The sequence below is a fragment of the Biomaibacter sp. TOL genome, from assembly GCF_059717795.1.
In genome coordinates this window covers 2,125,334-2,152,026 of sequence record NZ_AP046092.1, presented here as the reverse complement: position 1 = coordinate 2,152,026, position 26,693 = coordinate 2,125,334, and the positions used below count along the sequence as shown (strand labels likewise).

The 26,693-nt window shown below is 37.6% G+C and carries 20 protein-coding genes; 3 read left to right on the top strand and 17 right to left on the bottom strand.

What is annotated here, in order from left to right; all coding sequences use genetic code 11:
- Nucleotides 1-198: 198 nt before the first annotated feature.
- The 11 genes from cas1b to cas8b form a co-directional block, all read right to left on the bottom strand.
- Nucleotides 199-1,191, bottom strand: a complete 993-nt coding sequence (gene cas1b, locus AC6I1H_RS10720; protein ID WP_497737583.1) for a type I-B CRISPR-associated endonuclease Cas1b — start codon at nt 1,189-1,191, stop codon at nt 199-201.
- Entirely contained in the window at nt 1,188-1,619 is a 432-nt protein-coding gene (gene cas4 / locus AC6I1H_RS10715; RefSeq protein WP_497740768.1) for a CRISPR-associated protein Cas4, read from the bottom strand. Before cas4 ends, cas1b begins: the two co-directional genes overlap by 4 nt.
- A gap of 59 nt (nt 1,620-1,678) precedes the next feature.
- Nucleotides 1,679-4,057 carry a CRISPR-associated helicase Cas3' gene (cas3, locus tag AC6I1H_RS10710; RefSeq protein ID WP_497737582.1) on the bottom strand — a complete coding sequence of 793 codons (2,379 nt, stop codon included), beginning with the start codon at nt 4,055-4,057 and terminating at the stop codon, nt 1,679-1,681.
- Nucleotides 4,026-4,745 (bottom strand): type I-B CRISPR-associated protein Cas5b, encoded by a 720-nt coding sequence (cas5b, locus tag AC6I1H_RS10705; protein WP_497737581.1) that lies wholly within the window; start codon nt 4,743-4,745, stop codon nt 4,026-4,028. Before cas5b ends, cas3 (AC6I1H_RS10710) begins: the two co-directional genes overlap by 32 nt.
- 10 nt (nt 4,746-4,755) lie before the next feature.
- Nucleotides 4,756-5,664 carry a type I-B CRISPR-associated protein Cas7/Csh2 gene (cas7b, locus tag AC6I1H_RS10700; RefSeq protein WP_497737580.1) on the bottom strand — a complete coding sequence of 303 codons (909 nt, stop codon included), beginning with the start codon at nt 5,662-5,664 and terminating at the stop codon, nt 4,756-4,758.
- Between the two features lie 99 nt (nt 5,665-5,763).
- Nucleotides 5,764-7,563, bottom strand: a complete 1,800-nt coding sequence (locus tag AC6I1H_RS10695; RefSeq protein WP_497737579.1) for a TIGR02556 family CRISPR-associated protein — start codon at nt 7,561-7,563, stop codon at nt 5,764-5,766.
- Between the two features lie 42 nt (nt 7,564-7,605).
- On the bottom strand, nt 7,606-8,385 hold the full coding sequence (gene cas6, locus AC6I1H_RS10690; RefSeq protein ID WP_497737578.1) for a CRISPR-associated endoribonuclease Cas6: 780 nt from the start codon (nt 8,383-8,385) through the stop codon (nt 7,606-7,608).
- A gap of 207 nt (nt 8,386-8,592) precedes the next feature.
- Nucleotides 8,593-11,040: a CRISPR-associated helicase Cas3' gene (gene cas3, locus AC6I1H_RS10685; protein ID WP_497737577.1), complete on the bottom strand. Its 2,448-nt coding sequence runs from the start codon at nt 11,038-11,040 to the stop codon at nt 8,593-8,595.
- 24 nt (nt 11,041-11,064) lie between these two features.
- A complete protein-coding gene (cas5, locus tag AC6I1H_RS10680; RefSeq protein ID WP_497737576.1) occupies nt 11,065-11,829 on the bottom strand; it encodes a CRISPR-associated protein Cas5 in 765 nt (254 codons plus the stop codon).
- A gap of 65 nt (nt 11,830-11,894) precedes the next feature.
- Nucleotides 11,895-12,812 (bottom strand): type I-B CRISPR-associated protein Cas7/Csh2, encoded by a 918-nt coding sequence (cas7b, locus tag AC6I1H_RS10675; RefSeq protein WP_497737575.1) that lies wholly within the window; start codon nt 12,810-12,812, stop codon nt 11,895-11,897.
- Nucleotides 12,805-13,524, bottom strand: coding sequence for a type I-B CRISPR-associated protein Cas8b/Csh1 (cas8b, locus tag AC6I1H_RS10670; protein ID WP_497740766.1), 720 nt, complete (start codon nt 13,522-13,524; stop codon nt 12,805-12,807). The genes cas7b (AC6I1H_RS10675) and cas8b overlap by 8 nt, the downstream gene beginning before the upstream one ends.
- A 229-nt stretch (nt 13,525-13,753) precedes the next feature.
- Between cas8b and AC6I1H_RS10665 the strand changes: the two genes are divergently transcribed.
- The 3 genes from AC6I1H_RS10665 to AC6I1H_RS10655 all read left to right on the top strand — a co-directional run bounded on the left by AC6I1H_RS10665 (nt 13,754) and on the right by AC6I1H_RS10655 (nt 16,623).
- Nucleotides 13,754-14,329 carry a DUF6431 domain-containing protein gene (locus AC6I1H_RS10665; protein WP_497737574.1) on the top strand — a complete coding sequence of 192 codons (576 nt, stop codon included), beginning with the start codon at nt 13,754-13,756 and terminating at the stop codon, nt 14,327-14,329.
- Between the two features lie 207 nt (nt 14,330-14,536).
- Complete coding sequence (locus tag AC6I1H_RS10660) at nt 14,537-15,799, top strand: transposase (RefSeq protein ID WP_497737573.1); 1,263 nt, start codon at nt 14,537-14,539, stop codon at nt 15,797-15,799.
- 17 nt (nt 15,800-15,816) lie between these two features.
- On the top strand, nt 15,817-16,623 hold the full coding sequence (locus AC6I1H_RS10655) for an ExeA family protein (protein WP_497737572.1): 807 nt from the start codon (nt 15,817-15,819) through the stop codon (nt 16,621-16,623).
- A gap of 332 nt (nt 16,624-16,955) precedes the next feature.
- Here the strand turns inward: AC6I1H_RS10655 and AC6I1H_RS10650 are convergent, their stop codons facing one another.
- The 6 genes from AC6I1H_RS10650 to AC6I1H_RS10625 all read right to left on the bottom strand — a co-directional run bounded on the left by AC6I1H_RS10650 (nt 16,956) and on the right by AC6I1H_RS10625 (nt 26,662).
- Nucleotides 16,956-18,188: a TM1802 family CRISPR-associated protein gene (locus tag AC6I1H_RS10650; protein ID WP_497737571.1), complete on the bottom strand. Its 1,233-nt coding sequence runs from the start codon at nt 18,186-18,188 to the stop codon at nt 16,956-16,958.
- Nucleotides 18,189-19,001: 813 nt separating this feature from the next.
- Nucleotides 19,002-19,592, bottom strand: coding sequence for a DUF3800 domain-containing protein (locus AC6I1H_RS10645; RefSeq protein WP_497737570.1), 591 nt, complete (start codon nt 19,590-19,592; stop codon nt 19,002-19,004).
- A gap of 517 nt (nt 19,593-20,109) precedes the next feature.
- On the bottom strand, nt 20,110-21,249 hold the full coding sequence (locus AC6I1H_RS10640) for an ISAs1 family transposase (RefSeq protein ID WP_497737569.1): 1,140 nt from the start codon (nt 21,247-21,249) through the stop codon (nt 20,110-20,112).
- 342 nt (nt 21,250-21,591) lie between these two features.
- Nucleotides 21,592-24,237, bottom strand: coding sequence for a DEAD/DEAH box helicase (locus AC6I1H_RS10635; protein ID WP_497737568.1), 2,646 nt, complete (start codon nt 24,235-24,237; stop codon nt 21,592-21,594).
- Nucleotides 24,238-24,538: 301 nt separating this feature from the next.
- Nucleotides 24,539-24,895, bottom strand: coding sequence for a saccharopine dehydrogenase family protein (locus AC6I1H_RS10630; RefSeq protein WP_497737567.1), 357 nt, complete (start codon nt 24,893-24,895; stop codon nt 24,539-24,541).
- Between the two features lie 228 nt (nt 24,896-25,123).
- Complete coding sequence (locus AC6I1H_RS10625) at nt 25,124-26,662, bottom strand: hypothetical protein (protein ID WP_497737566.1); 1,539 nt, start codon at nt 26,660-26,662, stop codon at nt 25,124-25,126.
- Nucleotides 26,663-26,693: the final 31 nt, after the last annotated feature.

Below are 26,693 nucleotides of genomic sequence, written 5' to 3'. Positions count from 1 at the left end.
ATTTATCGCCAGAAAAAATAATGTCGTCGACTTCCGGAAATTTTTACACTACCTGAGGTCGACGACTATATTTTTTTAAACAATCATTTTATCTCCGACTTTTTTGATACCTATAGTCTCTCTTGAAGAGTATTTTGCAGGTAGAAGTATGCAGAAAATAATTGAATCTTGTCTGAGTCCCTGTTAAATATATTTTTTTCACCAGCTTGCTATGTACGGTTTGTATTCTTCTTCGCCCATCAAATGTTTTTCCAACTTATACAGTTCCAGTCTTATCAGGCGGCGGTATGAGACGTTTTTGCCCAGGGTCCTGTGGTTGAATGTGGTTTTCAGTTTGTTTTCCAATTCTTCTACAAAGGTTTTTTTTGCGTTTTCTTTGAGAATCAAACCTGCAGTGCTTTTTTCAAAATCGTCTTTTGTTATCATGTTTCTGCCGATTAAGGTGAAGATTACTCTGTCGATTATAATGGGTTTAAATATCTCTGCTATGTCAAGGTTAAGGGTAAATCGGCGGAAGTTTGTGGCATGGAGGTATCCTATTCTTGGGTCCAGATGGGTTTTATAAATTTCGCTCAATACTATTGTGTATATCATTGAATTGCCAAAGCTTATGAGCGTGTTTAGATTGTTCTGGGGTGGCCGCCTGGTCCTCTGTTCAAAACTGAACTCGGGTTTTTCCAGGATATGGTCAAAGGCCCTGTAATAGTAGTCCCGGGTGTTGCCCTCAATCGCCATAAGTTCTTCGACATCTGAGCAGGAATAGATTTTTTGTTCCAGATTTTTTATTCCATTTTCAACTTCAGCTAAATTCTTGCCTCTGTTGGAATAATATCTGAGTACCTGTTGTATGTTTTTGGATGCTCCCATGACAAACTCTGATGCTAATTTTTGCCTTTTGCCGGCATCCAGGTAATGTTCAGCCTGCTTTAATATCATAAAGCCAGAGTTGAGATGTTCTCTGGGGTAATAGGACCCTACATAGTAGTCATGGTGATTGAAAAAATGGAGAATTATTTCGGCCTGGGTTATGAATTCCAGAAATCTTTTGTTTACATTCACTTCGCCAAAGACGTATATCTCACTGGTGTTTTCTACCGGAATGAATTTCTGGCCTTCCTCATTTTCAAAAAATATGGTATTGTCCTTTCTTTTAAGTTCTCCATTTGAAAATATAAAAATCGGCTTTTTCACGACCAGCAAAACTCCTTGTATCCACAATTTTTACAGTAGCCTATCTTTTTAAAAGGGGGAGGCACGGGTTGAAATATGATCCTTTCTATGTCCTTGAATATTTTTTCCAGTTCGTTTTCAAGCTCGGGTGTGAGTTCTACCATCATCCTTTTTCTTTCTTCGGGAAAAAGCAGAACGCCCCGGGCATTGATTCCGCTTTCTTTTAGTTTGTATAGATAAAACGCAAGCTGCAGCCTGGCACTTTCCCGGGCTTTTGAGCTTTTTTTAACTTCGCCTACTATTATATCTCCTTCATCGGATTTCACGAGATCGAGTACCACATTTTCAAAATTTATTTTTTTCTTATCTCTGTCATAGCTTTCTTCATCAATTAGCCGGCCTAATTCTATATATGGATGCTCCTGGTCTGGTATTATCTGGTGGGCCATGAGCCATGTCTGCCTTTTGCAAATGTTATAGCTCTGTATGAGTGTCCCGGTTATGAGTTTCACCACAGAGCCGTCACTCCTTCACATTTGAAGCCAGTGACTTCGTCATAATAATCCTGCAGGGAATTCCTGTTTACATAGCGAAAGCCTGCCACTTCGGGAGGCAAATTTTGCACATTCATGGGTATTGATACAACATATTTATAAAAATCAGATTTAATTTTGTTGAATTCGAGCTTGCGCTTTATCAAATCTTTCATTTCCTTTATCCTGATGTAATCCAGCCATATTTCTGCCGCTTCATCGTTCAGCTCTATGAATACATCCAGTTTGGGATAATCCTCATCAATTAATTTAAAATCCGAAATGCACGGTGTTTCATCCACGCTGGTATATTTCATGCTGTAAACTGCTGAAAGAAGCTCGCGGGACCTGTCGCTGGATTTTTTATCCTGCATTTGGCTGTAATACGATTCGATTAATTCAAGAAAATCTTTTTCCTCTATAACATCTTTTTTCTGCAATATGCGGCGGGTCATGTCCAGCAGCACGCCGTCATAAATATAAGATGAATACAACCTTTTTTCATCTTTCAGAGAAACCACGATTACTTCTCCCTTTTCCCCCCAATTCCGGTTGCAGCGGCCGGCAGACTGGTTTATGGAGTCAAGGGGCGCAAGATCCCTGTATACCACGTCAAAGTCAATGTCGACTCCTGCCTCCACCAGCTGGGTGGTAACAGCAAGGTTTACTCTGCCGCTGCGCATGTTTTCTATGCGCCTGAGCCGCTCAAAAGGAACCACATGGGTGGAAAGGTATGCCGCTTCTCTTTCTCCTGCCTTTTGTTTGAGCAATTCATAAAACTTTTTTGCAGACTTTATGGTGTTTAGGATAAAAAGATAACTTCTGCCATCCTTTATTTCAAGGCTTTCGGCGAATTCCTCCAGGCTAATGTCCCGCGCTATATCCGGTTTTATCACTACCCTGTCCATAATATTGAAGTATTTCTTTCTATCCGTCAGGGGGGAAACCTCTTCTCTCGAAAAAATCATGGGCTCTGTGGCAGTTACAAAAACCACATAGGAGTCCAGCTTTTCAGTCAATGTTTTCAGGATTTCCCTCACCAAAAGCCAGTATTTAAACGGTATGGACTGGACTTCATCCAGTATGATGATGCTGCCCGAAAGCCGGTGAAACTTTCGAAGGTTTTTGTTACTGTTGGACAGAAGCGCATGAAACAGCTGGACAAATGTGGTCACTATTATTTCCGAATTCCATCCTTCGATGAGGATTTTGGCCTCACCCGGCTCAAATTCTTCATCGCCTTTTTTATAGGTGTATTCGGACAGGTGATGGTGTTTTAAGAGCAGGCTGGTATCCACATCCAGGCCGCCGGCTTTGAGTACCTTCTCAAATTCGCCGGCATTTTGTTCGATGACGCTGAGAAACGGCAGCGAATATATGATGCGGGGGATAAAGCCTTTTTTTGCATGGATATCCTTTCGGAGTTTCAGAGCAAAGGCAAGAGACGTCAGAGTCTTGCCCAGGCCGGTCGGGAGATTTATGGAATACACTCTTTTTTCAAGGTCCACAGGGGCAAGGAGCACCTCATCATATGCTTCCTGCCTCAGTTTATTCAAAAACGTGTCTTTAAATTTCATGGACTTTTTATATTCATCTACAATAGATGAATCAAGATTTGCATCGCATCTTGCCAGAACTTTTCCTGTGGATACCTCGCTCTTGTCGGCATCTATAAGCAGGGAAAAAATATAGTTGGTGGCAAGATACGGATCTATGCTCCTGCTGCGCTCGAGGCCCCTCAGTTTTCTCCGTATGGTTTTCAGTTCTGCCGATATATCCATGGCCCATTTTTTCAAATTTTCTTCGGTTATATCCTGCTTTAAACCGTTTTGTTTGAGTATCGCATTTAATACAGCAAGCCTTTTTTCGTCAATGCTTTCTATTTGGGCCATCAGCACCTGTTCTTTATCGCGAAGGACAGCTTCATCCAATATGTCTTCCAGATTGCCGTGATGCCTTTTTACGGCCAAAAAGGCGACAAAGGACAAAAATGCCCTGTCATCGCCTTTTAATTCTTCATCATGCTCAAATTCAGCCTTTGCCGCATAAAAGCATGCCACTGCCGATAAAAGCCCGTGATGGGTCTCTTCCATTGCTTTCAGATTCTTCTTTTCCTCCTCAGAGGCAAAAAGATACCTCTGGAAATAGCCGGTTGCTTTTCCCAAATCATGCAGCAGCCCGCAAATCCTTATTAATCTCATCAGCCTGCCCCTGGTCATTATACCGGTAAAATCGGCAGGGCTTTGTTCAAAGTTTTGCTGTGCTATTTTTGCCACATTGACAAGATGTTCCTCCAGGGCTTTTTCCGGATGGGAATACAGGTTAGAAGAAGATGATGCGCTCACCTTTTTCATCCTCCCAGTAAATGCTGGTTCGGGCATAAATGGTTCTGCCCTGGACCTCAAAAATAACATCCTCATACCTTTCCACAACGCGGTCCCGGGTCATTTCCACCGCTATTTTTTCTTTGAAATACTTTTTGTCTTTTTCGAAGGTTATGCCGTACTCATTAATAACGCACATCGGGATTACGGTGGTTATATGGCCTTCACCGTTTCTTCTTTCGACAAACTCACAAATCCCCACAAACTTAAAATCAGCCAGTAGTTCGCTGAGCCCCAGGGACAGCGTATATACGGTTTTGTGGGATCGAATATTTTCTGCAAGGTTTTTTAGAAGTTGCTCGTCCTCGTGGTAGATGTAAAGCCTGTAGGCCGGATTTTTCAAGAACTCAGTGCGTATCTGGGTCCTGGCCTCATGGGTCCCTTTTTTGGCTGGAATCCAATAATTTCCTTTCGTATTTATGTGATTTAGCCCCATGCGGACTTTTTTTACCGGCGAAAGAATTCTAACGGCAATTTTGCACTTATCGTGCGACAGCACATCGAGATAATCGTTTTTATCAATTCCTATAATGGCACCCAACATCCCCCTCACGGTGGGAGGCGGGGGAAAAGCAAAGGTGAGAGGGGATGATGTGGTATAGAATTTTTTGAAATGGCCAAAGTCCCCGTATATATCAAATACCAGCGTCTTCATCATTTATTCCCCTCTAAAATGAAAGTTCGAAAGCATCAAAACCGGACAATGCCTCTTTCAGGCAGGTTTCTTTCCCCTCCAAAGTCAAAATAAGCCTTTCATCGACTTTATAGTTTATGCGCTCGATGGTGTCTTTATGGAGTCCTAGGGCTTTTATGAGTTCTGTTACATCCAGTTTTCCGTCTTTTATATCCCTTATCTCTTCGTCGTTTTTATCGCTCACAAATTTTATCCTTTTGTCCAGTTCCCCCATGTGGAAATTCTTTTCTTTGTATACCACTTCGAGCAAAAGCCTGGGCATCTGGCCTGTTTTGGAATTTGACATGAGGTTTTTTGTCCCGTTCCATATGCCTTCAAGAAGAAGGGCTACATCTTCTTCGGAAAGGTCAATGCCCTGTGCCGCTGCGGCATTTTCGTTCACTATGCCGTAAAAGGCTATGAGGGAATAGGGGAGTATGTACCTTTCCGTGAAGGTACCCTGCTTGTTGCCTTCTTTCGAAGGCATAACAGTAGTGCCTTTGACATAAGTTATATCCACCCTGTGCAGCGACCTTCCGTATTTGAACTGCACCGGCCCTGTCAATGTCATGGTTTTATCCTTTACCGCTGTAGTCGCTCCAAACAGCCTCACGTCTATGCATTGTTTAATCAAATCAGCGTTGTCCTTGAACTGTGCCAGCCTGTCTTCCTTTGTCTTCAAGTTGCCTTTATCATCTCTTATTTCCAGTATGAAAATTTCCTGACCCTTATAGTCATGCAGATAGTCTCTAATAGTCCTTTTCAGCCTAACATCAGTCACGATATTTACTCCCGTTTCCTCATCTACCCTAGGCTTGTTTTCATCCACCGGGTCTCCATTAGGATTGGCATCGGTAACATCATACAGGAATAAAATCTCCGAGCGGTTTTTAATGTTTGCCATCTTTTATCTCCTCCTGTTTTTTAAAAGTTGATTTGAAATCTGACAATCCCTGCTGTCAAAGATAAAAGCAATATAAAGCTATGCCGCAAATCGCCGCCTTCACGGCTGCGGGTTTGTCTCTTCCTGCCCCAGCTCCTGCTCGGCTACTTTCTTGTCCGGGTAAATAATGGCGGCCACATCATTTACCAGATTCATGCCGCAGGCAAAATAGAAATTCATTTCGTCCACAGGCATTTTCCAGCCATCCCCCGCCTGCAGTAGATAATTTGCCGCCTCGGCTGCCAGCATCCTCTTGCCTTTGTCAAAAGACTCATATTCTTCCAGTTTGTTCTGCACTTCGGGCAAAAGGCCTTTAAAATCCCTTTCATCCATCTTCAGGCTCTTTAAATTTTTCATAAAAGGCTTTGCACTTCTCTCCTTAAACTGCTTTCTCAAAAGCAGCTCCGTCAAAGACCCCATGAGAAACAACCCGCGCTTGAGAGGCGTCTCAAAGGCAGGGCCGTATTTTTTAAACATCCCGTCAAAAATCCTTTCTTCCATGACATCTTCCTCCATTTTTATAAGTTCAAGTTTTTCCAGAAAGCTTACGGCCATCATGCCGTCTTTTACCGATTGATAGAAATAACCGTCGTTTATGAATTCATCCCTTATTTTTTTCATGATAAACTGCAGGGTGAAATAGAAGCTCACCGGGCGATCTTTAAAGATTCTATCGACAATATCCAGGAAGTATCCGTCCAGATCATAATCCCTCTTTTTGGGATCCGATTTGGCAAAGAAATTCCTGATGGTGCCGAAAGTAAAGTTGCTGCTGTAAATTTTATCAACTTCGTGCTTTGTGTCGAAGATTTTTCTTATCCGGGATGGGAAGACATCTTCTATATTGAGGAGGATTCTTTCCGCCGCATTGGATTTTTGTATGAAAAGGAAGTTCAAAGTGATTACATCCTTCAGGTCCTTTAAGGCGTCAAGGATTTCTTCATCATCGTTTGTAATCCTTTCCATGACCTTTTGCTTTAAGGAAACAATGCGAGAAGTGCTCGTAAAAATGTCTATTATATCATCCGTTATTCCGCATTCCCCGAGAATAAACTTCGGAATGAGATTGTATCTGATGCCGCAGAACCTGAAGGTAAGGTTTGATTCCACAAACTTCTTGCCCTCTTCCAGCGCCAGTTTGCATTCGGGGCAGACCGGGAAGTTGCGCCAGGCTTTTGATTCATTAAAGCCTCCGGTTATGTACCCGGGTTTGTCCAGCGTATAAAAGGCGTAAACATCAAGATTTCCAAAAACAGTGGCCTTTTTTTCGCCGCAAATGGAACATATCTTGTCTTTCGCGGAAATACTGGAATCCTTATCGTTTACCTGAATCTTCAAAAACTCCCTGAAAATCGGAAAGTCTCCCACATATTTTGTAGAATTCTGATTTTTAATCTTTAAAGTCACCACAATTCCTTCTTTTTTCGGTGTTTTTTCCCGGATGGCAAGGATTTCTTCTTTTATATAATCGGCATTTTCTTTGAGGACGTCCCGGATGCCGCTAAGAAAAGCCTTTTCTTCATCCGTAAGCTTTGTCTTCCTGTCGTCCAGGATATTGAACCAGCCCAGGATTTTCCTGTCAAAAGTGCCCTCCGGTTTGCCGCTCAGTTTTGCTGTGGGAGAAAGGTCCGCGCCGTTGGCGGCGCCGCTTCTGTACAAATACTTCATTATCTTGGCGCTGTCATATTCCTCCGTCTCCACTCCGGCCAGCTCAAAGCCTTTATCTTTTTGCTCCAAAACAATGGTGATGACCTTTTTATAACTGCCGTTGGAGTCCGGGTCTTCCACCAGAATGCTTATAAGATCCCTCCCTTCCCTTTCTATAATGAGTTTCCCGATATCTTTCACTGCAGAAAGCATATGCTCGCCTCCCTAGGTTAATCACTCTATATGCATATTCCCTCAAAGCCACCTTTTTTTCGGCATGTTCTTTATTCCGTCAATTATCTCAAAGCATCCGAACCCTTGCGGGTTTTTGCTTCCGAGCCCCGTATCATAGGCAATTTTCATGAGCCTTTTATCGCCCCTAACTTGGTATATGCCCAGCCATCCCTTGATCACAGTATTCTTGTAGTCGAGCACCTTGCAATACTTCTCATCTCTGGGGCCGATAGGAATTATGCGCACATAGTCTCCGGTGTATTTTTTTCCCATGATAAGCTCATACTTTTTCTCCAGGTTTGCAGTAATCAGCTCCGAAAACCATTCGTCCCACGGAGAAAAATAATATGTCCTGGCGCGGTCATCCCTTTCCACTGTGTTGTAAGCCACCACAGGAGACAGCATTTTTATAGTAATTTCTTCTTCAAAATCCTCATCTTCCAGCGGCTGGGATACCTCTACACTTTCCAGCATCAGTTTTTGCCCATATAAATTCAAATTGTCGTTTCTGAGCATGCCTTCCGCCAGTTCCCTTAAAAACCTTTCTACCGCCGAAGCTACCGTTAAACGCACAGGTGGCATAAATTCTATCTTTTTATCCTTTCTCAAGGTAAAACGGCCTTCCAGACGTGAAAAGGTGAAAAGCTTGAACTGCCTACCGTTTAATATGTACCCCTGATCGTGCAAAAAATCTGCGAGGCCAGGAGATATATTCCGGTAAATCATGCTCTGAATGGAATAATTGTACTGCACCGGAATTATGAGATTTCTATCGGTGCTAAACGTTAATTTTATTCTCATAAAATCTACTCCTGCGCCGAATAAATTTTTATCATTATATGATAAAATTTGTCCAATGTTGTAATATTCTACATAATATTAGAAATTCCTGCCAGAGAATCAAATATTCTAAGATGAACCAAGGACTACAGACCAAACAGACACATTAAACATAACATTCACAAACAAGTCTTTGTGCTATTTCTTTTAATATTTTTCAAATTTATATTATCCAATCATCCAGACATCCATATCTATAGAACGTTTAAACCCTGTATATAAATCATAAAATAAATTTAATCCTTCATACGGAAGTTTCCAAAAAGTTTTATCTTTTGATATAGCCATTTTAGGTTCGAGCCCAATTGCCATTTCAAGCGGCACTGAAATAATATAAGAGTTTAATTCGCTTTTGAGTTCAAGTGTCGCTTGTCTTTTTTTATCCGGATCCTTTTCATTAATTACATTTTTTATGTATTTATTCCATACTGCTTTAGCCTCATCACCTACTTCTACAAATATATCTACATATTTCGGCTTTTTTTCTATGAGCGAAAATGAAGAGACTGTTATTATATCGCTATTTTTTTTATAGAATCGAAAATCCTGAAATGCATCCAAAATATATTTTGACTCATCCTGACTTTTTGATAGTTCTAAATCATTAAAATAGTTATTGATTAACTCATAAAAAGATTTTTCTTCTATAACACCATTTTCCAATGCTTGAGTAGCAAGTGAGCAATGAACTGCACCATATATTCTTTTGGCTAAAGGTTCCTCCGGCTTATTATTTTTTTCATTAACTAACTTAACGATATAAACTTTTCCACAATCATATAAACTATTGCGTTTACAACGGCCAGCTACTTGAATTATCGAATCTATTGGCCCAATATCCCGAATTACTATATCCATACTTATGTCTACTCCAGCTTCAACAACTTGTGTAGATATAACAACAATTTTTCTATGCTTTTTATTACATTCTTTAATAAAATTTATCCGTCTTGCTCTATGTAAAGGTACAATATTTGTTGAAAGGTATATACAAGGGATACCTATTTTACCTTTTAGTAGCTTAAATAACTGTATTGATGATTTAATAGTATTCATAACAATTAAACATGAATGCTTGTTATCAATAATATTTTTTATTTTCTCTGCGAGTGTTTCTACAGTAATCGGTGTCATATCTGGAACTAATGTGACTCTATTCAATTTATAAAAATATTCTTCTGGATTAGTTACCAATTCTTTCGCTTGTCCTGTCTTAAAAATGAGAGGTTTAGTAGCAGTCATTAATATTATGTAACAATTTAGTTGTCGAGCTATTAATTCTATTATTGTACTAATTAGAGGCCAATATTTTACATCTACATTCTGAATTTCATCTAAAAGTATTATAGAACCAGCAATATTATGATATTTTTTTAAAAATCGATTTTTATAGCCGATTATGGTATAGAAAAATTGTATGAATGTCGTAATCACTACTTCTGCTTCCCAGCTTTCAATAAGCATTAAAGCTTTATCTAAAGGTTCTTCTTCATTATTTTTAGTATATTTAAGTTCACTAAGATGATGGTGTTTAATTAAATATAGTCCCTCATTTTGTCTAAAATCTTCTATTTGACTTAACACTTCTTTTAAAACACCATAATTTTGATCTATTATACTCGTAAAGGGTAATGAGTAAATAATGCGTGGAAGATAATGCTTTTTCTCATTTATACGTTTTCTTAACTTTAAAGCAGCAGAAAAACCTGTGAGTGTCTTACCTAACCCTGTTGGAGCTGTTAATGTAAAAAGGTGTTGATCTAATGAGATTTTTTCTATATTGTTAACAACTGAATCATATATTTTATCCCTTAATGTATCAATTTGAGAAACATTATCAAACTTGTTAAGTTTAAATATATCGACGAGATCTGGTCTAATTTGTTTTCTACCACCTTTAACTACACATGCAGCATCCATTTTATCACTATCTATTAGAGTAGAATAAAGCATTAACCCTATTATAAGCAATTGCAACCGGAATTCTTCTGTTTCTTTGTTGAATAATTTATAACGAAGTACATCTAAGTTGCATAGGACATCTTTATAATGCAAGAAAAAATCTTCTAATGATAATGAAATTCCCATCTTTACATACATAACTTCAATTTCTTTAATATTCTTTTTAAGATCATTTATTTGGGTTTCTAAAATATCTAACTTCTCTTTTAAACGGTCATCTTCTTCCTCTTGAGATATTTCTCGAAAATACCTTTTTGGTATAATATCATCAGAAATATCTTCAAGATTGCCATGATGGTGTAATACAAAAAAATACAGCAAAAGGGGCATATAAGTTTCAGAGTCGATTTCTGGGGTCCAATTTTTTTGTATAATATATGCAGAAAAAACAGCAGAAATAAAACCGTGAAAATATAATGAGCCTTCTTTTTTATCTTGCAGTAGATATTTTTGAAAATAAGATGTGAACTTACCAAAATCATGGCATACACCCATATAATAACCAATATCTGCTAATCTGCTCGAATTATTTATAGGGGTGTTTTCTATGGTCTTTTTCATAATTGTGGCAACTTCTTGCAAGTGGACTATTAATGGCTTTTTTCGAGTTATATTTCCTTTTTCATCTTTAATAACATGAGAAAAATATTCCACTCTTATGTGCCCCCGTGTATAAATTTACATAAATAATATGTTTTCTTCAGTGCCTTCATATCTCAATCGATAACAAGGCACATTAAGCTTAACTCTTATATAACCGTGTTTCTTTTCAAAAATATAACAACCATGAGATTTTAGTTCTCGATGCGGACTAAATTCTATAGGCATTCGCTCTTTTATATACTGTAGCATTTCCCCTCTGGTATTAATAAATTTTAATCCATAATTTGCAATGTAATCTATATTGCACACACAGTTTAAGTCTATTTCATTTCCAATTGGAATCTCTTCAATCATATTTTTCTCTATTATAGCTACATACTTTGCTACAGCCGTGAATTCGGATAAGCCCATGTATAATGGATATACACTTCGGCTGCGAATAAGCATATCGTTAAGTTTTATCATAAAATGCTCATCATTATGTCTAAAATACACTCGATACCTTAATACAGATTGGTCTATACTCGGTAAAATTATTTCTAATGGTGTTTGAGTATGACCGCAACTCCCGTTAAATTCTTTAGCTTCTTTTGTTCTTATATAATTTATCGTTTGCATTATATGCCTTATCTGAGAACGAATCGCTAAAGCAATACTGCAGTGTTCCTTATCTAATATTTCATAATAGGAATCTCTCTCAAGGCCTAGAATAGCAGCGATTATTCCTATAATTGTAGTTCGAGGAGGAAAATTGTAACTTAAGGATGAAGAGTTAGTATAATATTTTCTAAAATGTGCCATTGGACCTTCAATATCAAAAACGATTATATTATTATTCATATTTTTTGCGTTATGCTGCCTCCTTTCTTTCTACATCAATTTATTTATTATAGAAAAAGGCAACATTAAATAGATATCATCCTATTTTTAAATTCTTTTTCTAATAAGCCGCTAATAAGATTATTAGGACTGTTTAGTATTACTAAGTCTTCATTTTGCCACCAGTATATATTTTTTATATCAGAACTATGTTTAATTAATGTTTCAATTAACATATCGACTTTTAACTTGACTTCATTAATGCTCCTTAACCCTTCTCTTTCTTCTAATGAGATTAAATCTCTAAAATCACCTATAAATGTCTGATTATCTGTATATTCCAATCGAAGATATAATCTTGGATATTGACCTATCTTACTTCTAGTAGCTTGTAACGGAATAGATCTTAATAATGCCTGGTCTAATAATTTTAAATCACTATCATTTAATTTTGTATATTCGGCTCTACGAGCGCTTATTATACCATGAAAAGCCAATAATGAGTAATAAACTCGATAATCCTTTCCCATAGCCCCCTGTTGTTTTTCTGTTTGAGAACTAAAATGTGAAGTTATGCTATTAGAATCTACTAAATTTACTTTATTCAAAGAAAACCCCCAATTAAATTGGACAGGACCTGTTAGTGTAATTGACGAACCACCTCTACCCCCTTCTTCAGCTTTTATAGGCATCGTGGCTCCAAACATTCTAACATCTATAAGCTTTTCTAATATCATAGGCAAATCATTTTCAATAACTTTACTTTTGTTGACTACTGCTTTTAATCGGTTTTCAGCATCTACAACCTTATTGTCTTGTTTTGATACAAATATTTCATATCCCAAATCTTTAAGATAATCTCTAATATAACGTTTCAACCTTACATCACTTACCAGGTTGCGTTGACGTTCATAATCCATCCTTGGACGATTTTCATCATCAGGATCTCCATTGGGGTTGCACATTTTTGCGTCATAAATAAAGAGTAATTCACTATTATTCATTAATTTTCTCCTCCTTTTGTTCTTTTGCTGCCTTTATAGCAGCTAGAGTATTATAAGCATAACCTGATAAAATGTAAAATACATTTTCTTGATCTGAAAGCGACCAACTGCTCATATTACTATCTAAAAGCATTTTATGTTGAGAAAACAGTCCTTCATTATAATTTAAAAGCTTATATTGTTTTAGCTTTTCAAAAATCTCATCACTGAGCCGGCACACTCTGATTTTAGTCATTCCTTGGTAATTTATTTTATCCAGAACAGGTTTGGTTTCCAACCTCGCTTGTTTTTGTTGAGCATCCCCCACCTGACCAATAAGATATCCTAGTAGAAATAATGCTGTTTTTGATTCATCATACCCCATTTCTTTTATATAATTATTCATGTCGTCTCGCAAGAACAGTTTATCATAATCCATAGAAAAACCCCTTTCTAATAAATTCAGTTTTTGTAAAAATAATATCATCAGATTAGATTCAGCTAAAGAATATATCATAGCTAAATCAGCATTTTGAGGAATTTTTATATTTTTGTTTATATATTGCTCTAATCGATATATACGGGCTAATTCTGTAAATTTATCTATTAAAAAGGTCTTGGAGATTGGTTTTGCGCTAAAAATATTATCATACAGATCTAATAGTTTTTTGTATTCTATCGAATTTCTACTAATATTTATTGGTATGAGATAATATATCTTATTAAGATCGATAGTCCATATATATTATACAGCACACTTTTTAACCTCAAAAAGTATAAAAAACAGCAAATTAAACTAACCCGGGACCTTCACGTCAGATTGAATAATCCGAATTAAAAGGTGTAAGATTATTTAATCTGAACTTTTTTGTTTAAAAATGGTATAACTTGGAACAATAAAAATATAGAGGGAAAGACCAGACAATTGCTTTCCCTCTAAATAAAATTGAAATTTGATTGTCATGATTAGTATAACCAAATTTCAAGTAATTATTACAAGATATGCAAAATTAGGGAAAGACAATGATTTTCCGGTAATTTGCGGTTGTAGAAACTGTGGGTATGAGGGAAAGCTACATCGCCACGGTTTTTACCAGAGATATGTCATAACACAATATGAAGTTTACAAGGTTTTCATCCTCCGGGTAAAGTGCCCTTCATGCAATAAAACTTATTCACTAATACCGAGCTTTTTGATACCCCATCGTCAATATTGCTTTTATCATATATTCCTTTGCCTTTATTATTCCTTTGTCAAAAGGTACTCCTATCTTAAGATTTTAGAAGTTTTTAAGGGTCTAAATCCTCATACCTTATTTAGCTCCGCCAATATATATTTTTTTAGAAAGCGCATGATAGATGTGACCCCTCATGTGAATCTGTTCTTTGCAAATATCGATGACATGTATTTTGATATGGCAAAGCCCAGTGTATCCTGTATTGTCAATAAAATCTGGCTGTTTATTGAAAAAAAGCAAGACTTTAACCTTGTATACTTTACAAAAATGCCTGCATACTTTTTTAAAAAAATTTCATAGAGAGAATGCGAAGGGACAGGTATGTACTTTTTTAGGTTTTTCACCTCATTTTGGGGTGTTTTTTTGTTTTCTTTACTTTGTTTTAACCTCAAAGATAGATTTTTAACTGGCCTTTTTTGGTATTTTTTCATCCCACATAATTTTTTAAGGGTAAAAGATAGCCTCCTGGTAAAAATATGGATAAATATCAAAAGGAGGTTACTATCCATGGATGAGAGTTTAAAGCAGAAAATAGCTTTGTTTCGGTATTCTTTGATTGCTCCACTTGTGACGGAGACTTTTGCTCAGCCTACTGCCAGAGAGTATCTTGAAGATGTATGCTCAAAAAAATATGATACTCCCCGGGGCACTAAGGAGGAGTTTGCTCCTGAAACTTTAAAGGAATGGCTGAGGAATTACAGGAAGTATGGCATTGATGGCCTTTACCCCAAAGGGCGCTCTGACAAGGGTAAGTCCAGGAAGCTTCCCGATGAGGCAAAGGAGTTTATCGTAAGTTCTAAGGCCAATTTCCCTAGAAGGTCCGCTAAGGCCATATATCAGGAGCTTATCGCCAAAGGGTATATCGGTTATACCGATATTTCTTTGTCTACGGTTCAAAGGTTTATTTCTAAAGCCGATATTTCTAAGATAAAGCTTGAGCCTGTAGATAGAAGGTGTTTTGAGTTTGAATTTGCCAATGAATGCTGGCAGTCGGATATTTCGGTAGGACCCTATCTTACTATAGATGGCAGAAAGCACAAAACATATATTATTGCCATTATTGATGATGCCACAAGGCTCATTATCCACTCTCAGGCTTTTTTCTCCGATAATCTTTTGGCTTTGCTTTCGGTATTTAAAAATGGTGTTGCTAAAAGGGGTATACCCAAAAAGCTTTTTGTGGATAATGGCAAGGTGTATAAAAGTGATCAGATGCAGTTTGTTTGTGCTTCTTTGGGAACTATTCTTTGCTATGCCCGCCCTTTTTCCCCAGAGTCGAAGGGCAAGATTGAGAGGTGGTTTAAAACCCTTCAGGACCAGTGGATGAATGTTATCGACTGGGCAAGTTTTAAGTCTTTGGATGAACTGAATGTTTCTTTGACTCATTATGTTGAGGAAGATTACAACAATAGAATACATTCTGCCATCGGTGCAAAGCCTATGGATAAGTTTTTAAGCCATATAGAGCGCATAAGGTTTGTAGGTTCAAAGCAGGAGCTTGATTACATTTTTCTTTACAGAATTTCCCGCAAGGTTAAAAATGACGCTACGGTATCTATTGATAATTTGCTTTTTGAGGTTCCCATGAATTACATAGGTGACAGAATCAATATCCGCTATGACCCTTCGAGTCTTGATAAGGCGTTTATCTTCTCGGAGGATGGTAAGCTTATGGATACTATTTACCCTGTGAAGAAAATTGATAATTCCAGGATACGAAGAAATGAAAACGTAAAACCCATGGATTTTTCCTGTTTTACAGTAAACTGATTTGGAGGTGTTTTCTTGTGTTTCAGGCTTTTTATGGTCTTTGTTGTGATCCTTTCCCAAAGGATATGGATGTGAAGCATCATTTTAAATCTCAGGATTTTTCCCAGGCTTTAAATAGGCTTGAGTTTTTGAAAAATACTTTGGGTTTTGGGCTGTTAACCGGTGAGCCGGGTGTTGGTAAATCTTTTTTGCTCCGGTATTTTGTAGGCACGCTTAATCCCAATCTTTACAAGTGCGTGTATATACCTATATCGACGTTGACTGTAATGGAGTTCTACAGGGCTTTGTGCAACGGCCTGGGAGTTATTCCTTTCCATAAGAAGGTGGATATGTTCCGCCAGATCCAGGAGTCTATTTATATGTATCGTCAGAGCAAGAATATCACTCCGGTAATTATTATTGATGAGGCTCAGTTTTTAAAGAATCAGGTGCTGGATGATTTGAGGATTATTTTTAATTTCGAGATGGATTCTAAGGATTATGCTATTTTGATTTTGTCTGGTCAGATTCCTTTCATTTCTCAGCTTTCAAGGCAGCCTCATGAGGCGCTTCGTCAGAGGATTGTGGTTAATTATTGTTTGAAGGGGCTTACGAAGGATGAAACAAAAGAGTATGTTTTATCAAGGTTGAAGATAGCAGGATGTTCTGAGCCTGTTTTTACTGATAATGCTTTTGAGCTTTTGTTTTCCAGCACCAATGGTTGTTTGAGGCCTTTAAATTCTCTTGCCAGAATGTGTCTTATCTCTGGTGCTAATGAGAAGTTAAAGTCTATTGATGCTGAGGTGGTTTTTCAGGCTCAAACGGAGCTTAATATTACTGCTTAAGGTGTGTCTTCTCCTTCAGGGAGGATAGGGCTCTGTAGGGATACAACCTGAGCGTCCTGAGGGAAGGGTTATACGCTTAAATCTTCTCCCCCTCTCTCTGGGGGAGAAGGCACACCTTGCTATATTGGAAGGTTTAAGCGGTTACCCTTTAAAAGCGTAAAATCCTGGGGGTCTAAGGGGGCAAAGCCCCCTGTTTTTTATGCTTAAGGGTGGAGCAATGTGACTTTTTTGTTCTGTTTTCAAGGTGCAGATTGTTTAATCTGATTTTTTATGCAGATTAAAACCTGTTTTTAGTTTAATTTAATTTGATTTTTTGAGGATGGAATAATGTGCTACGGAACACTTATAGGAGACAAACCAAATAGCTTATTTCCTATCTGACCTACTTCAAAAGAAGTTTGTCTTAATAATGTTAATCGGGAAGGTGGTATATCTTTTATAAGTTTTAATATTTTTAATTCTGCTTGATTTCTTTGATAGAACAAAAGGTTTAATATATAATTATTTTTTTCATCTTCATATTCTAGGTAGTCATCTTTTAATTTTCTTTCAAAATCTTGTATCCCTGTTACATTTTTAGCACTATTAAAGGAAAAGTTGATATATTTAGACCAATTATCCAATTGACTAGTTGTAAATGATGAGTCAAATAAAAAACCTGGAATTATGTATAACTGTAAATCACCTAATAAGGTATTAAAATGATTTTTAATATAAGCTTCACCCTCTAATAGTGCTGTATAGCAATTTTTGCACAATAAATAGTTTTTATCAAACTTGCCGGTAACTTCTGAAGAAAAGTTCATTTTATCCGTAATATAATATTTAAATGTAAGTTTTGTAGTATTATAAGTAACTAAAGTCTGCTTATTACATACAGAACATATACCGTTCTTTATATTATCCTCAAATAGTACTTGTAATTTCTCATATTTAACTAAATCTCGATATAATGGGTAATTTGCTATAAGCTCATCATCGACCTGTAATGTCCATAATGTTATTTCCTTATTTGAAATACCGTATGTTTTTTTTATATAATTTAATACTTTATTTGCTATATTATCTGGCACTTTTTTTATATCTCTTTTAGAAGATACTATTTCTTTTATTAATTCGTCCATAGTCATATCATTTAGAAAACCTAATTTAACTAAATCCCATACATATCTATAACGGTTTTTAATACCCTTTTGCGGTCCTAAATCATAATATATGTTTTTCACAATATTATTTAACTTTAAACACAATTTATCTTGCTTTCCAAGTTTCATTATAAGATTTGGTATGGTTTGACTGACCAAATAATTTAGATTTGGAGTTGTTACATACCATTGTGGATTTGCACCATCGGCATTACCTACCCAAGCATAATTTTTGGCAGTTTCTTCTTTTATCTCTATTGGTTGAAAATCCAATGTATAATTAATACTATCTATTTTAATTATTATCAAATGTTGCTGCTTACCATTTTTTATATTAGCTATAGGTTGAGCTAGAGCATCTATAAAATCAATACCACTTTGGTCAGCTTTTGAACCCAATTCCTTTATAGCTTCAAGCATTTTTTCACCTCCCTCCCAATTTCATTTTTTAGATATTATGACTAACATATTATACACCTCTTATGTATTCCTCCTTTCAAAACAGCCTCTTATACCATCGATTATATCGAAAGCATCCGAAGCTTTGGGGTTTTTTGCCCCCAATGCCAGTAACATATGGTGTAGCCACGGAAATACTTTCTAAATAATATATATTATGTTAAAAATCCCTGCCATTATCCTTTGATACATAATAAAAACATATTTACATAGTAATTAAACATGGTAAAGAATTTTTTTAATTAAATTATAGCATTGTTTGTTCCCTTTTCAGGGGTATAATAAAATTGTAATATTTAATTTTGTTAGTGCTTAAATTATTTGACCTTATTTGACTCAAATTAAATGATCGCCCCTTTGATTTATCAAAGGTATAGTATGGAAATTTATTGGAATTTTATATACTGGAAATTATGATTTGAGTAATGGTTTTTCTTGTTAAATTATATTTCATTTCTTGAAGGCATTATTTCAAAGATGAATGGTTTTACTACTTGACGCACCCTTGAAATATCTGCTGAAGGTGAGTAGCCAACATTTTTTAATGAATAAATTAGTATCACTCAATATATAATAGATTAAAGAAAATAATTTAGGTTATTAAAGAATAAAAGTTAAAAATGGAAGTATTTTTGTTTATATCGATATAGCATACAATAATTTTCTCTAGTATAATATAAAATAGAAAGTTTGCAGTATGGCCAGCCGGGGGGAAACTCGGCAGAGGTGCAGGGTAAGTCCAAAGAGTGCCTGTGACACAACGGTCATACTGTTTTATTTTATATTTATTTTTTTTATATCTTTCTCCATTAAGCTTTTAATAATTTTAAAATATGATTCGTTAGAGCGCGGAAAAAGTTCACGTGAGATGGAACCTGCTATGGCGTCTGCTACTTGTATTCCTTTTTCTTTTTGCGAATCACAGTAGTATATTTTTAAGTTAGGCATTTGAAGTATTTTTTTTATTTCCTTAATGTGTCTTTCCATATGATCTATCTTTTTTTCAATTCTGTCTATCACAATAATAGTATCATTCTCTGTAATCTCGCAATATTTAAGAAGTTCTGCTAAGGTATTTGCATACATTTTTTTATGCCTGCCATTATATCCGTAAATAACTAGGGCTGAAAATTTTATATTTTTTTGTTCTCTGGCAATATATGTAAGAATCATCCTCCTTTCCTGGTCAGAAGCATCGCTATCATGATATTCGTTTCTTCCAGAACCTTTCTTGAATATATGTTTCATCCGATGTCTCCAATTCTTTATTATTTTCTCAGGTAATAGAGGATCATTAACAGTTATTGCAACAAAAACATAATTGCCATTATATCCCGATTCATCTACAAATATGTAGTTTGACACTTTCTCCTCTCCTTAAGATTGATTATTATATATATTATACTCTTGATATATAATATTATAGTATGAAAAAAATTTCCCGTCAAGGAAATTTTTTCAATAATATTATAAATCCTTATAGGTAGACTAAAATTAATTTATATTTATTAAACTCTATTTCAATTCCTTTAGGTAAACTAAATTGCCTTTTAATATTTTAAGTTTTAAATAAATCTTGTGTCTTTTCAGCAATCAAAACCATATTACCACTTATTTGGCATTTTTTCAAGCATAAGTTTTATTATTTCACGGCAAACGCATGAAAATATACATAAACCAACAATCCAAAAAAGGATTTTTAAAAAAATGCCGGGCGGCATGTAGTATAAGAAATGCAGTATGTTTGGGGAGCCCTAAACTCTGCTGATATGGCTTTAAGAACGTTTAGAGCATCTATTTATACTGGATTTTCTCAACCAAAAACCAGGCAGTCCTTTTTGAGGATATGCCCAGTTAGAAAAAATCCAGTTTTAAATCTTGATCAGTCAAGCAACAGGGAAGATAATACTTTATCAAGGTATTTTAAGCTGCCTGATGCTTTAAAACGTTTGGCTTTCAAGCTTTTCTTTTGTGTCTTTTCTAGTTTTAGAATGTTGTAAGCAAATTTATGTAGTACGGCAAGATTTTCCGGTGCGTTGTCTTTCCTTACCCTCTTTGAATCTTCTTTGAATGTTACATCCAGTGACCAGTGCATGCTTTCTATGCCCCAGTGTTTTCTTACTGCATTGGCAAATTTTTCGGCATTATCATCAATGCTACACAGGAAGTACCTTTTTTCACATTTCTTTTGCCCATTTTGTTCGCTGCGATATATGACCATGCCTATAGAAGTTAGCTTCTTCCATTCTTTTTTTGCATCCATCCAGCGAATATTGGATGTGATGTAATAGTTTCTTCGTTCTATCCGGCCGTGGCCTTTATCATAGTTTTGATATGTATTTATATTATGTTCTTTTCGGTATTTTTCATCTTCTGCTTCCTTAAAGAATTCTTCAACTTCTTCATATAGTAGAGGATGGTTACCTTTTAGGGCTAATACATAATCACCTTTCTTTTTGATTATTTTTTCGGCTATGTCTTTTTGTGTCCCCATTGCATCAATGGTTACTATGCAGCCTGTAATATCAAGTATGTCTAATAGTTCCGGAATTGCTGTTATTTCATTGCTTTTTTCGGTGGTCTTTACTTGACCTAATACCATGCTTGTTTCGCTAAACCATGCGCTGACTATATGGAGTGCTTTTTTTCCTGTGGCAGAGTCAAATGTTCCGCACATTGTCTTACCGTCAATTGCAACGATTCCTCTTTTTATTATGTCTGCTACTATCTGCGTCCATTCCATGAAGCACTTCATGAATATTTTAGGGTCTATTTGTTTGAATACCCGTTCGATGGTGTCATGTGAAGGAACTCCATTGGTTAATGGGATGTATTTTCTGAACCATTCTATATGGTCTTCGGCAAATATTTGGATGCATACCCAATCGTCAGCACCTGCTATGGATGCTACTATGGCTATGAATACGATATCAACCAGTGAATGTAATACTTTCCCTTCCTGGCGAACGTCGGGTATGCGGCTTAGAATATTGATTAGTTTTGTTGATGTTTTGGATTCCATACTTCTGTCTCTTTTCCTTTGGTATAATCATTTGGCTTGATCTGATGATAATACAATGATATACCAAATTAGGGAAAAGTACAAGGTAATTATTTCCAATTTCTACAGTTTTATGAAGTTTTTTTATTATTTTTTTGGTGATGTTAATCGATATTATATTTCCCATTTTTTGTATTCATGCGTTTACCGTGTTATTATTTAATCAACTCATCCTTGAGAAAGTCAATCTTTAGCTAAGCTGCTTTCACTGATTATAGCTTTTCATTCTTTTTCAGCATTGATTTTGTTTTAATAAATCTTATAAAATCGAAAACTTCTTCTAAAAGATGGTTAGGCATGTGTTTACCCCTCTTCCTCCAGCTCCCCTGTGTCTATATTATAATAGCCGTAGCATGTCTCGCCAGGGATGCCGACAACGTCATTGATGGAAAGGATCACTTTGGTGCCGTCGTCGATATTATTTAAGTATCGGCCGCGGTATGCCGGGCCGCCTATGGAGGGATGGTAGTAGACTGCTTCCACCAGGTATTCCATGTTGGCATTTTTAACGGCAAGTCCTTTAGAGCCTGGGAGTATTACTTTTACCACGTTATCTCCCGGGACTGGTGGCGGTTCTTCTTCGTCATCGGAGAACTTCAAGGGTTCAAGTTTTTGGTGGAGTGAACGCGCTATTTCTCTTATGGCTTTCATGGTCTCATCATTTATGCGGTCTTCGTCCTGAAATCCCGAAAGTTCCACCATTTTGTCGGCGGTATTTACCAGGATATTTTTTTCCAGGATTCTGCCGGTAAGTCTCAGACTACCGTAAGTCTGGTCGTACAGGGCTATGAACCTTGCGTTCTGTTTTATCATGGCTTTGTCCGCCCTGTGCCGGTCCACGGCTATGTTTATGTCCCGCCGCTCATAGGGGAGTATCATTAAAAAGGCATCAAAGAAAAGGCTGGCGATGATATCACACTTCACGTTCAACCAATTTAATGCGGTATGGGTTATAACCACACCGCTTGTGAAAAAGTTTCGAGTAAACTTATCTTTATCAAAGTAAATGCCCGATGTCGCAGACGATAGAGAGTCTAGTGGGTAGTTGAAGGTAGTTTCATTGGGTCCCCGGCGCTCCTTATAACCTGTAATAGTCTCCCTGATCTGCAGACCGCATTCTACCAGTGAACATTCCCCGGCCCTGTAGGAACTGTAGATGCTTTCCGGCGACAGGTTGGGGAATACCATGGTGGGGTAAGCCACAGGCCTTGTAGTGTAGCGTTTTTCATTCCTGACATAGACTATCTTGGAGCGGGGAAGTACTTTGTAAACCCTGTGAGGGATAGTGGTATAGTAATATACTGCCCCGGGATAAGCCTCCCGCATGAGCTGACTGTATGAAACGGTGCCCAGGTCCCTTAGTTCTGGGCCCTGTTTTAGTTCCACCCTGAACTGACTTTCCACATCTCGCAGAGGATACACATGGTTGGGATCGTCCCCTGCTTCGGCTTTCATGCTTTGAAGTTCAACAGGGATCTCCCCGGAGCGCTCCTTTTTACAAAGATCGATAAAGCCTTCGGGCCAATCTATGAAACTTGCACCCAGGATATCCGCATCCATGGAATTTTCCTCAACTCCGGAAAAGACGCATGCCTGATCATGCTCTCCCCCTGGCCTTGCCAGGCACATAGCGTGTATATACTGCATCCTCCGGTTTTCAAGATACAGCGCTCCTTCCGCCGGCGGTCTGGAAAATAGTTCGCTGGGGTTTCTGAAGACAGCTTCATCATATACGCTGCCGGTATTAATGATAATAATCCGTCCCGAAGCATGCCTTCCGATACGGCCTATCCTCTGTACAAAAGCCGTGTGGGAGGGCGGTACCCCCACCAGCACCCCCAGATTCAAATAAGGTATATCCATCCCCAGCTCCAGGGCACTAGTGCTAACTACACCTTTGAGGCTGCCAGTGGCAAGCCTTTCCTGGATGGCCTTTCTATCTTCCATTTCATAGCCTGACCTGAAGGGCAGCACGTCTAGTTTTTTTAGAAGGCCAGTATCTATGTTAAAATCTTTATCCTCGTCCTTATCCTTTGCCCTGGACATGATAGATGTGATGTATTCGGTCTGTTTGCGGCTGTCCACAAAGGCAATAAAGCGCACCCCCTCTTGCCGGGCGAAAGCATTGAAAAGGTTTGTGAGTTCTGTGAGCAGGTCTGTGCTGCCCGGAGGATTGGCAAGATTCACCTCCAGTTCAAACCGTGGGGATGTGTCCATGTCTTCAGATATTAAATGGAAATCCCTGCCGAATAATTTTTTTAAATGATCTTTCGGTTCTGAAATGGTGGCTGATGCACATATGTAGGTATATTTTGCCCCCAGCTTGCCTGTACAATATTCCAGCCTTCGGAACAAAAAGGCGGAGTTGGAGCCAAAGACGCCACTGTAGCTGTGGACTTCATCCACCACTACCAGGGAGAGGTTTCCAAGGAACTGTCGAACATACCTTTGTGATATGGAGGGCAGGAGCCAGGCATGAAGGATATCCGGCGTAGAAACCAGTATGTTGCTTTCCTTCAGTATGGTATCCCGGGCATTTGCAGGAATTTGGCCGTCTATCCTGCCTACCTTGAAGGGCATCCTGGCAAGCTTTAAAGCTTCTTTCCACCGTTCCTCCTGCTCGGAGGCCAGGGCCCGAAGCGGATATATGGCAAGGATCCTGGCGGAAGGGTTTTTCACCAGGGTCTCTATGGCCGAGGTATAAAAGGCCATGCTCTTGCCTGATGCCGTGCCGGTGGTCATGCATACATCTTTACCTTCAAGGAAGGTCTTTACAGCTTCTTTCTGGTGAAAAAAGAGGCCTTTGGGAAACTTCTCCCTAAGATATATTCCGGTAAAATTGGACAATTCCAGGTCCTCTATCGGGAAAAGCCCAGCTTTTCTGCCGGGCAAAACCCTGGTATGGACGATGCCCCAGCCTTTTTCCTTCATACTTTCCAAAATACCCATTTCAAAGCCCCCTGGTTGTAAAATCAGCATGAAACTTTTCAAGTATCCTTCCGGCAGGTTAATATATTTATTTTCTTTATGTTAAATAAAACTGTTCGGGTTTTATTGATCGGCTTTTCTTAGCTTGATAGTTTTGTCATTCATTTGAAGTGCCATATTATTATTTATAGAGTCCACTATAATATTATAAAACAAAACATACCCAAATCCCGGGTATGTTGAAAAAATTTTATGAGTTTTTTTCAGCATTAATTTTGTTTTTTATGAACCCTCAAGTCGATTGGACGCACGCTCGCGCCTTTTATCTCCACCGGCTCTTGACTGAAGAAGCCAGTTTCTCTGAGCATCCGCATTTTTCGGCATGGCCGGGGAATCTCAGGGTCCTTTCCCTCATGTTGGGTATCTTCATGGTATGTATGAGGCTCCTGAGGCCGTCGGTGTTGAAGGCTTCCAGGGTGCCTATGCCGGAAAAAACTATCTTATATTCATAAGGCCAGTATCGGACCTGAGGAAGACCTCCCACCAGTATTTCTGCACTTTCCACTTCATCGAGCTGTGCGGCCAGATAGCCCACAAGGATGTTGCTCATGCCCGGGGCGACTCCGCAGTCCACCAGGGCTGTGACGCCTTTTTCCTGCGCAAGATTGTCCAGAACCATATAATCTTCGGGGGCAAAGGAGATGGGCGCCTGATTTTGCAGCCTTTAAAACCGCCCGCTGTGTGGGCCATACGACAGCAATTTGTATCTTTAACTTATCGCCAAGTTAAGAATTTACATGCTTTTTTATTCAATAGTTAACAATTTCAATTTACTCTATATTATTGTCCTTTAAAAGTTTTAAAGAAAAACAAACTTTTATACAAAAAGTCCTTCAGAAGCCACTAACTACGCGGCTTGCATATTAGCCAAGAGAGGATACTCTTTAGCCTTGATTTTCAAAATAGAAGACATAACCCTTAACCCCTTTTTGCTGACTTTATATTTAAAAGAGTGGGGGATTTTACATATTAATTTATGGGCTCTTAGCTTAGCTAATATTCGGGTGGTTTTATTTCTTATTCTTTTATCATTAATATCGAAGTCAGGAAAAAGTTGAGTACGAATATCAAAATTAGTAAAACCGTTAATATTGTTAGCCCCATTCATTACAGCAAGAAACAGCTGACAAGTTTCGGGAGAAAGAACATTAAAGCCGCTGTAATCTCTATTTTTGTATGTTGTTTTGCCGCATAATTTCTCTACCTCCTGTATAACTTCTCCTGTAGGAACTGCCTGCGCTAGAGCATCAAAATAACGAAGATTAGAGGCTTTAGAAACCTGAGCATATCTATACAGATTAGCAATTGACTTACCCATGGGAGTCCAGCGCAAGACTTCACCTTGCTTGCTATTTACACGTTTTAATATCTTGAATTCATGAGGGTCATTTATAGTGGTTTCTACCCTAAGAACGCTATACTTATCATACATTTTAATAATGTTTGATTTCATTCTGTGTTTAATGCGTAATCCTTGGGGCCGTTTTTTAATATCGGAGACTATTTCTCCCTGAAATGCATTATGCATTTTACGGCCAAGGAAAGTCATTACATCATCGCACTTAAAGGAAATCAGAGCGTGTTCAACCAGAGCCGGATATATTTTTTCCAAATCTTCTCGGCTATTAAACATAATATCGGTTGCATACTCGCACTGATCTACACACCAATAATATCCTTGATGAAAAATCTCATAAATTCTGCTTAGGAAAGGGTTAATTTTTGCGGCAATAGCATCCAGCCTCTTGCAAAACTTTAACGATTCTATTTTATCAGCGAGCTCTTGAGCTTTTTCAACATCGGATATATATGTAAAGCTATTGTCATAGCGATTGTATTGAATACCGTGTTTATCTAATTGTTTTGAAAGATATTCTCTGCCATTTATATAAACTTGTATCATAAAAGGAAACCATGTTTGAAGTTTTACGTGCATAAAGCCGAATTCGCTGTCAAGATAGTAGAAATAAAGATAGATGCATTTACGGTCAACGTTTTTTAGTTCAAGTTTTCCTGTTTGAGTGTTTTTTATCACCTGCAAGGTAGAGCAAAACTCAACGGTAGATAATATGCATATTAATCCTTCATCAATCGGGTTTTCTTTGAGACATTTTAATGCAGTTTCTTCTTTTGAGATTCTGGGAGAATTAAGGTATATATAGGGGCGTTTAAGTTCATTGGCCATATTTATAGCATGCTCTTTTATTTTCCCAGTAACTTGTAAGGCATAATTACCAAAATCCGTATATAATAAGCTTTCCTGACTTAAGAAGTGTTTTTTACCTGAAGGGCTAAAAAACTGCCGAATGTGACCTTTTATTATTATTCTGTCAAAAGTGCTCAATATTCCATTGATTTTATCTTTATATTTCTCTATAATTATCATAGTAGCCGTTACCTCCTAAGCGATTGTGTCA

What these genes read in the sequence shown, in the direction of transcription:
- cas4 (WP_497740768.1), bottom strand. Translation starts at nt 1,619, where the DNA reads ATGGCCCACCAGATAATACCAGACCAGGAGCATCCATATATAGAATTA.
- cas3 (WP_497737582.1), bottom strand. Translation starts at nt 4,057, where the DNA reads ATGAAAAAGGTGAGCGCATCATCTTCTTCTAACCTGTATTCCCATCCG.
- cas5b (WP_497737581.1), bottom strand. Translation starts at nt 4,745, where the DNA reads ATGATGAAGACGCTGGTATTTGATATATACGGGGACTTTGGCCATTTC.
- cas7b (WP_497737580.1), bottom strand. Translation starts at nt 5,664, where the DNA reads ATGGCAAACATTAAAAACCGCTCGGAGATTTTATTCCTGTATGATGTT.
- AC6I1H_RS10695 (WP_497737579.1), bottom strand. Translation starts at nt 7,563, where the DNA reads ATGCTTTCTGCAGTGAAAGATATCGGGAAACTCATTATAGAAAGGGAA.
- cas6 (WP_497737578.1), bottom strand. Translation starts at nt 8,385, where the DNA reads ATGAGAATAAAATTAACGTTTAGCACCGATAGAAATCTCATAATTCCG.
- cas5 (WP_497737576.1), bottom strand. Translation starts at nt 11,829, where the DNA reads ATGAATAATAATATAATCGTTTTTGATATTGAAGGTCCAATGGCACAT.
- cas7b (WP_497737575.1), bottom strand. Translation starts at nt 12,812, where the DNA reads ATGAATAATAGTGAATTACTCTTTATTTATGACGCAAAAATGTGCAAC.
- AC6I1H_RS10665 (WP_497737574.1), top strand. Translation starts at nt 13,754, where the DNA reads ATGATTAGTATAACCAAATTTCAAGTAATTATTACAAGATATGCAAAA.
- AC6I1H_RS10660 (WP_497737573.1), top strand. Translation starts at nt 14,537, where the DNA reads ATGGATGAGAGTTTAAAGCAGAAAATAGCTTTGTTTCGGTATTCTTTG.
- AC6I1H_RS10650 (WP_497737571.1), bottom strand. Translation starts at nt 18,188, where the DNA reads ATGCTTGAAGCTATAAAGGAATTGGGTTCAAAAGCTGACCAAAGTGGT.
- AC6I1H_RS10640 (WP_497737569.1), bottom strand. Translation starts at nt 21,249, where the DNA reads ATGGAATCCAAAACATCAACAAAACTAATCAATATTCTAAGCCGCATA.
- AC6I1H_RS10635 (WP_497737568.1), bottom strand. Translation starts at nt 24,237, where the DNA reads ATGGGTATTTTGGAAAGTATGAAGGAAAAAGGCTGGGGCATCGTCCAT.
- AC6I1H_RS10630 (WP_497737567.1), bottom strand. Translation starts at nt 24,895, where the DNA reads ATGGTTCTGGACAATCTTGCGCAGGAAAAAGGCGTCACAGCCCTGGTG.
- AC6I1H_RS10625 (WP_497737566.1), bottom strand. Translation starts at nt 26,662, where the DNA reads ATGATAATTATAGAGAAATATAAAGATAAAATCAATGGAATATTGAGC.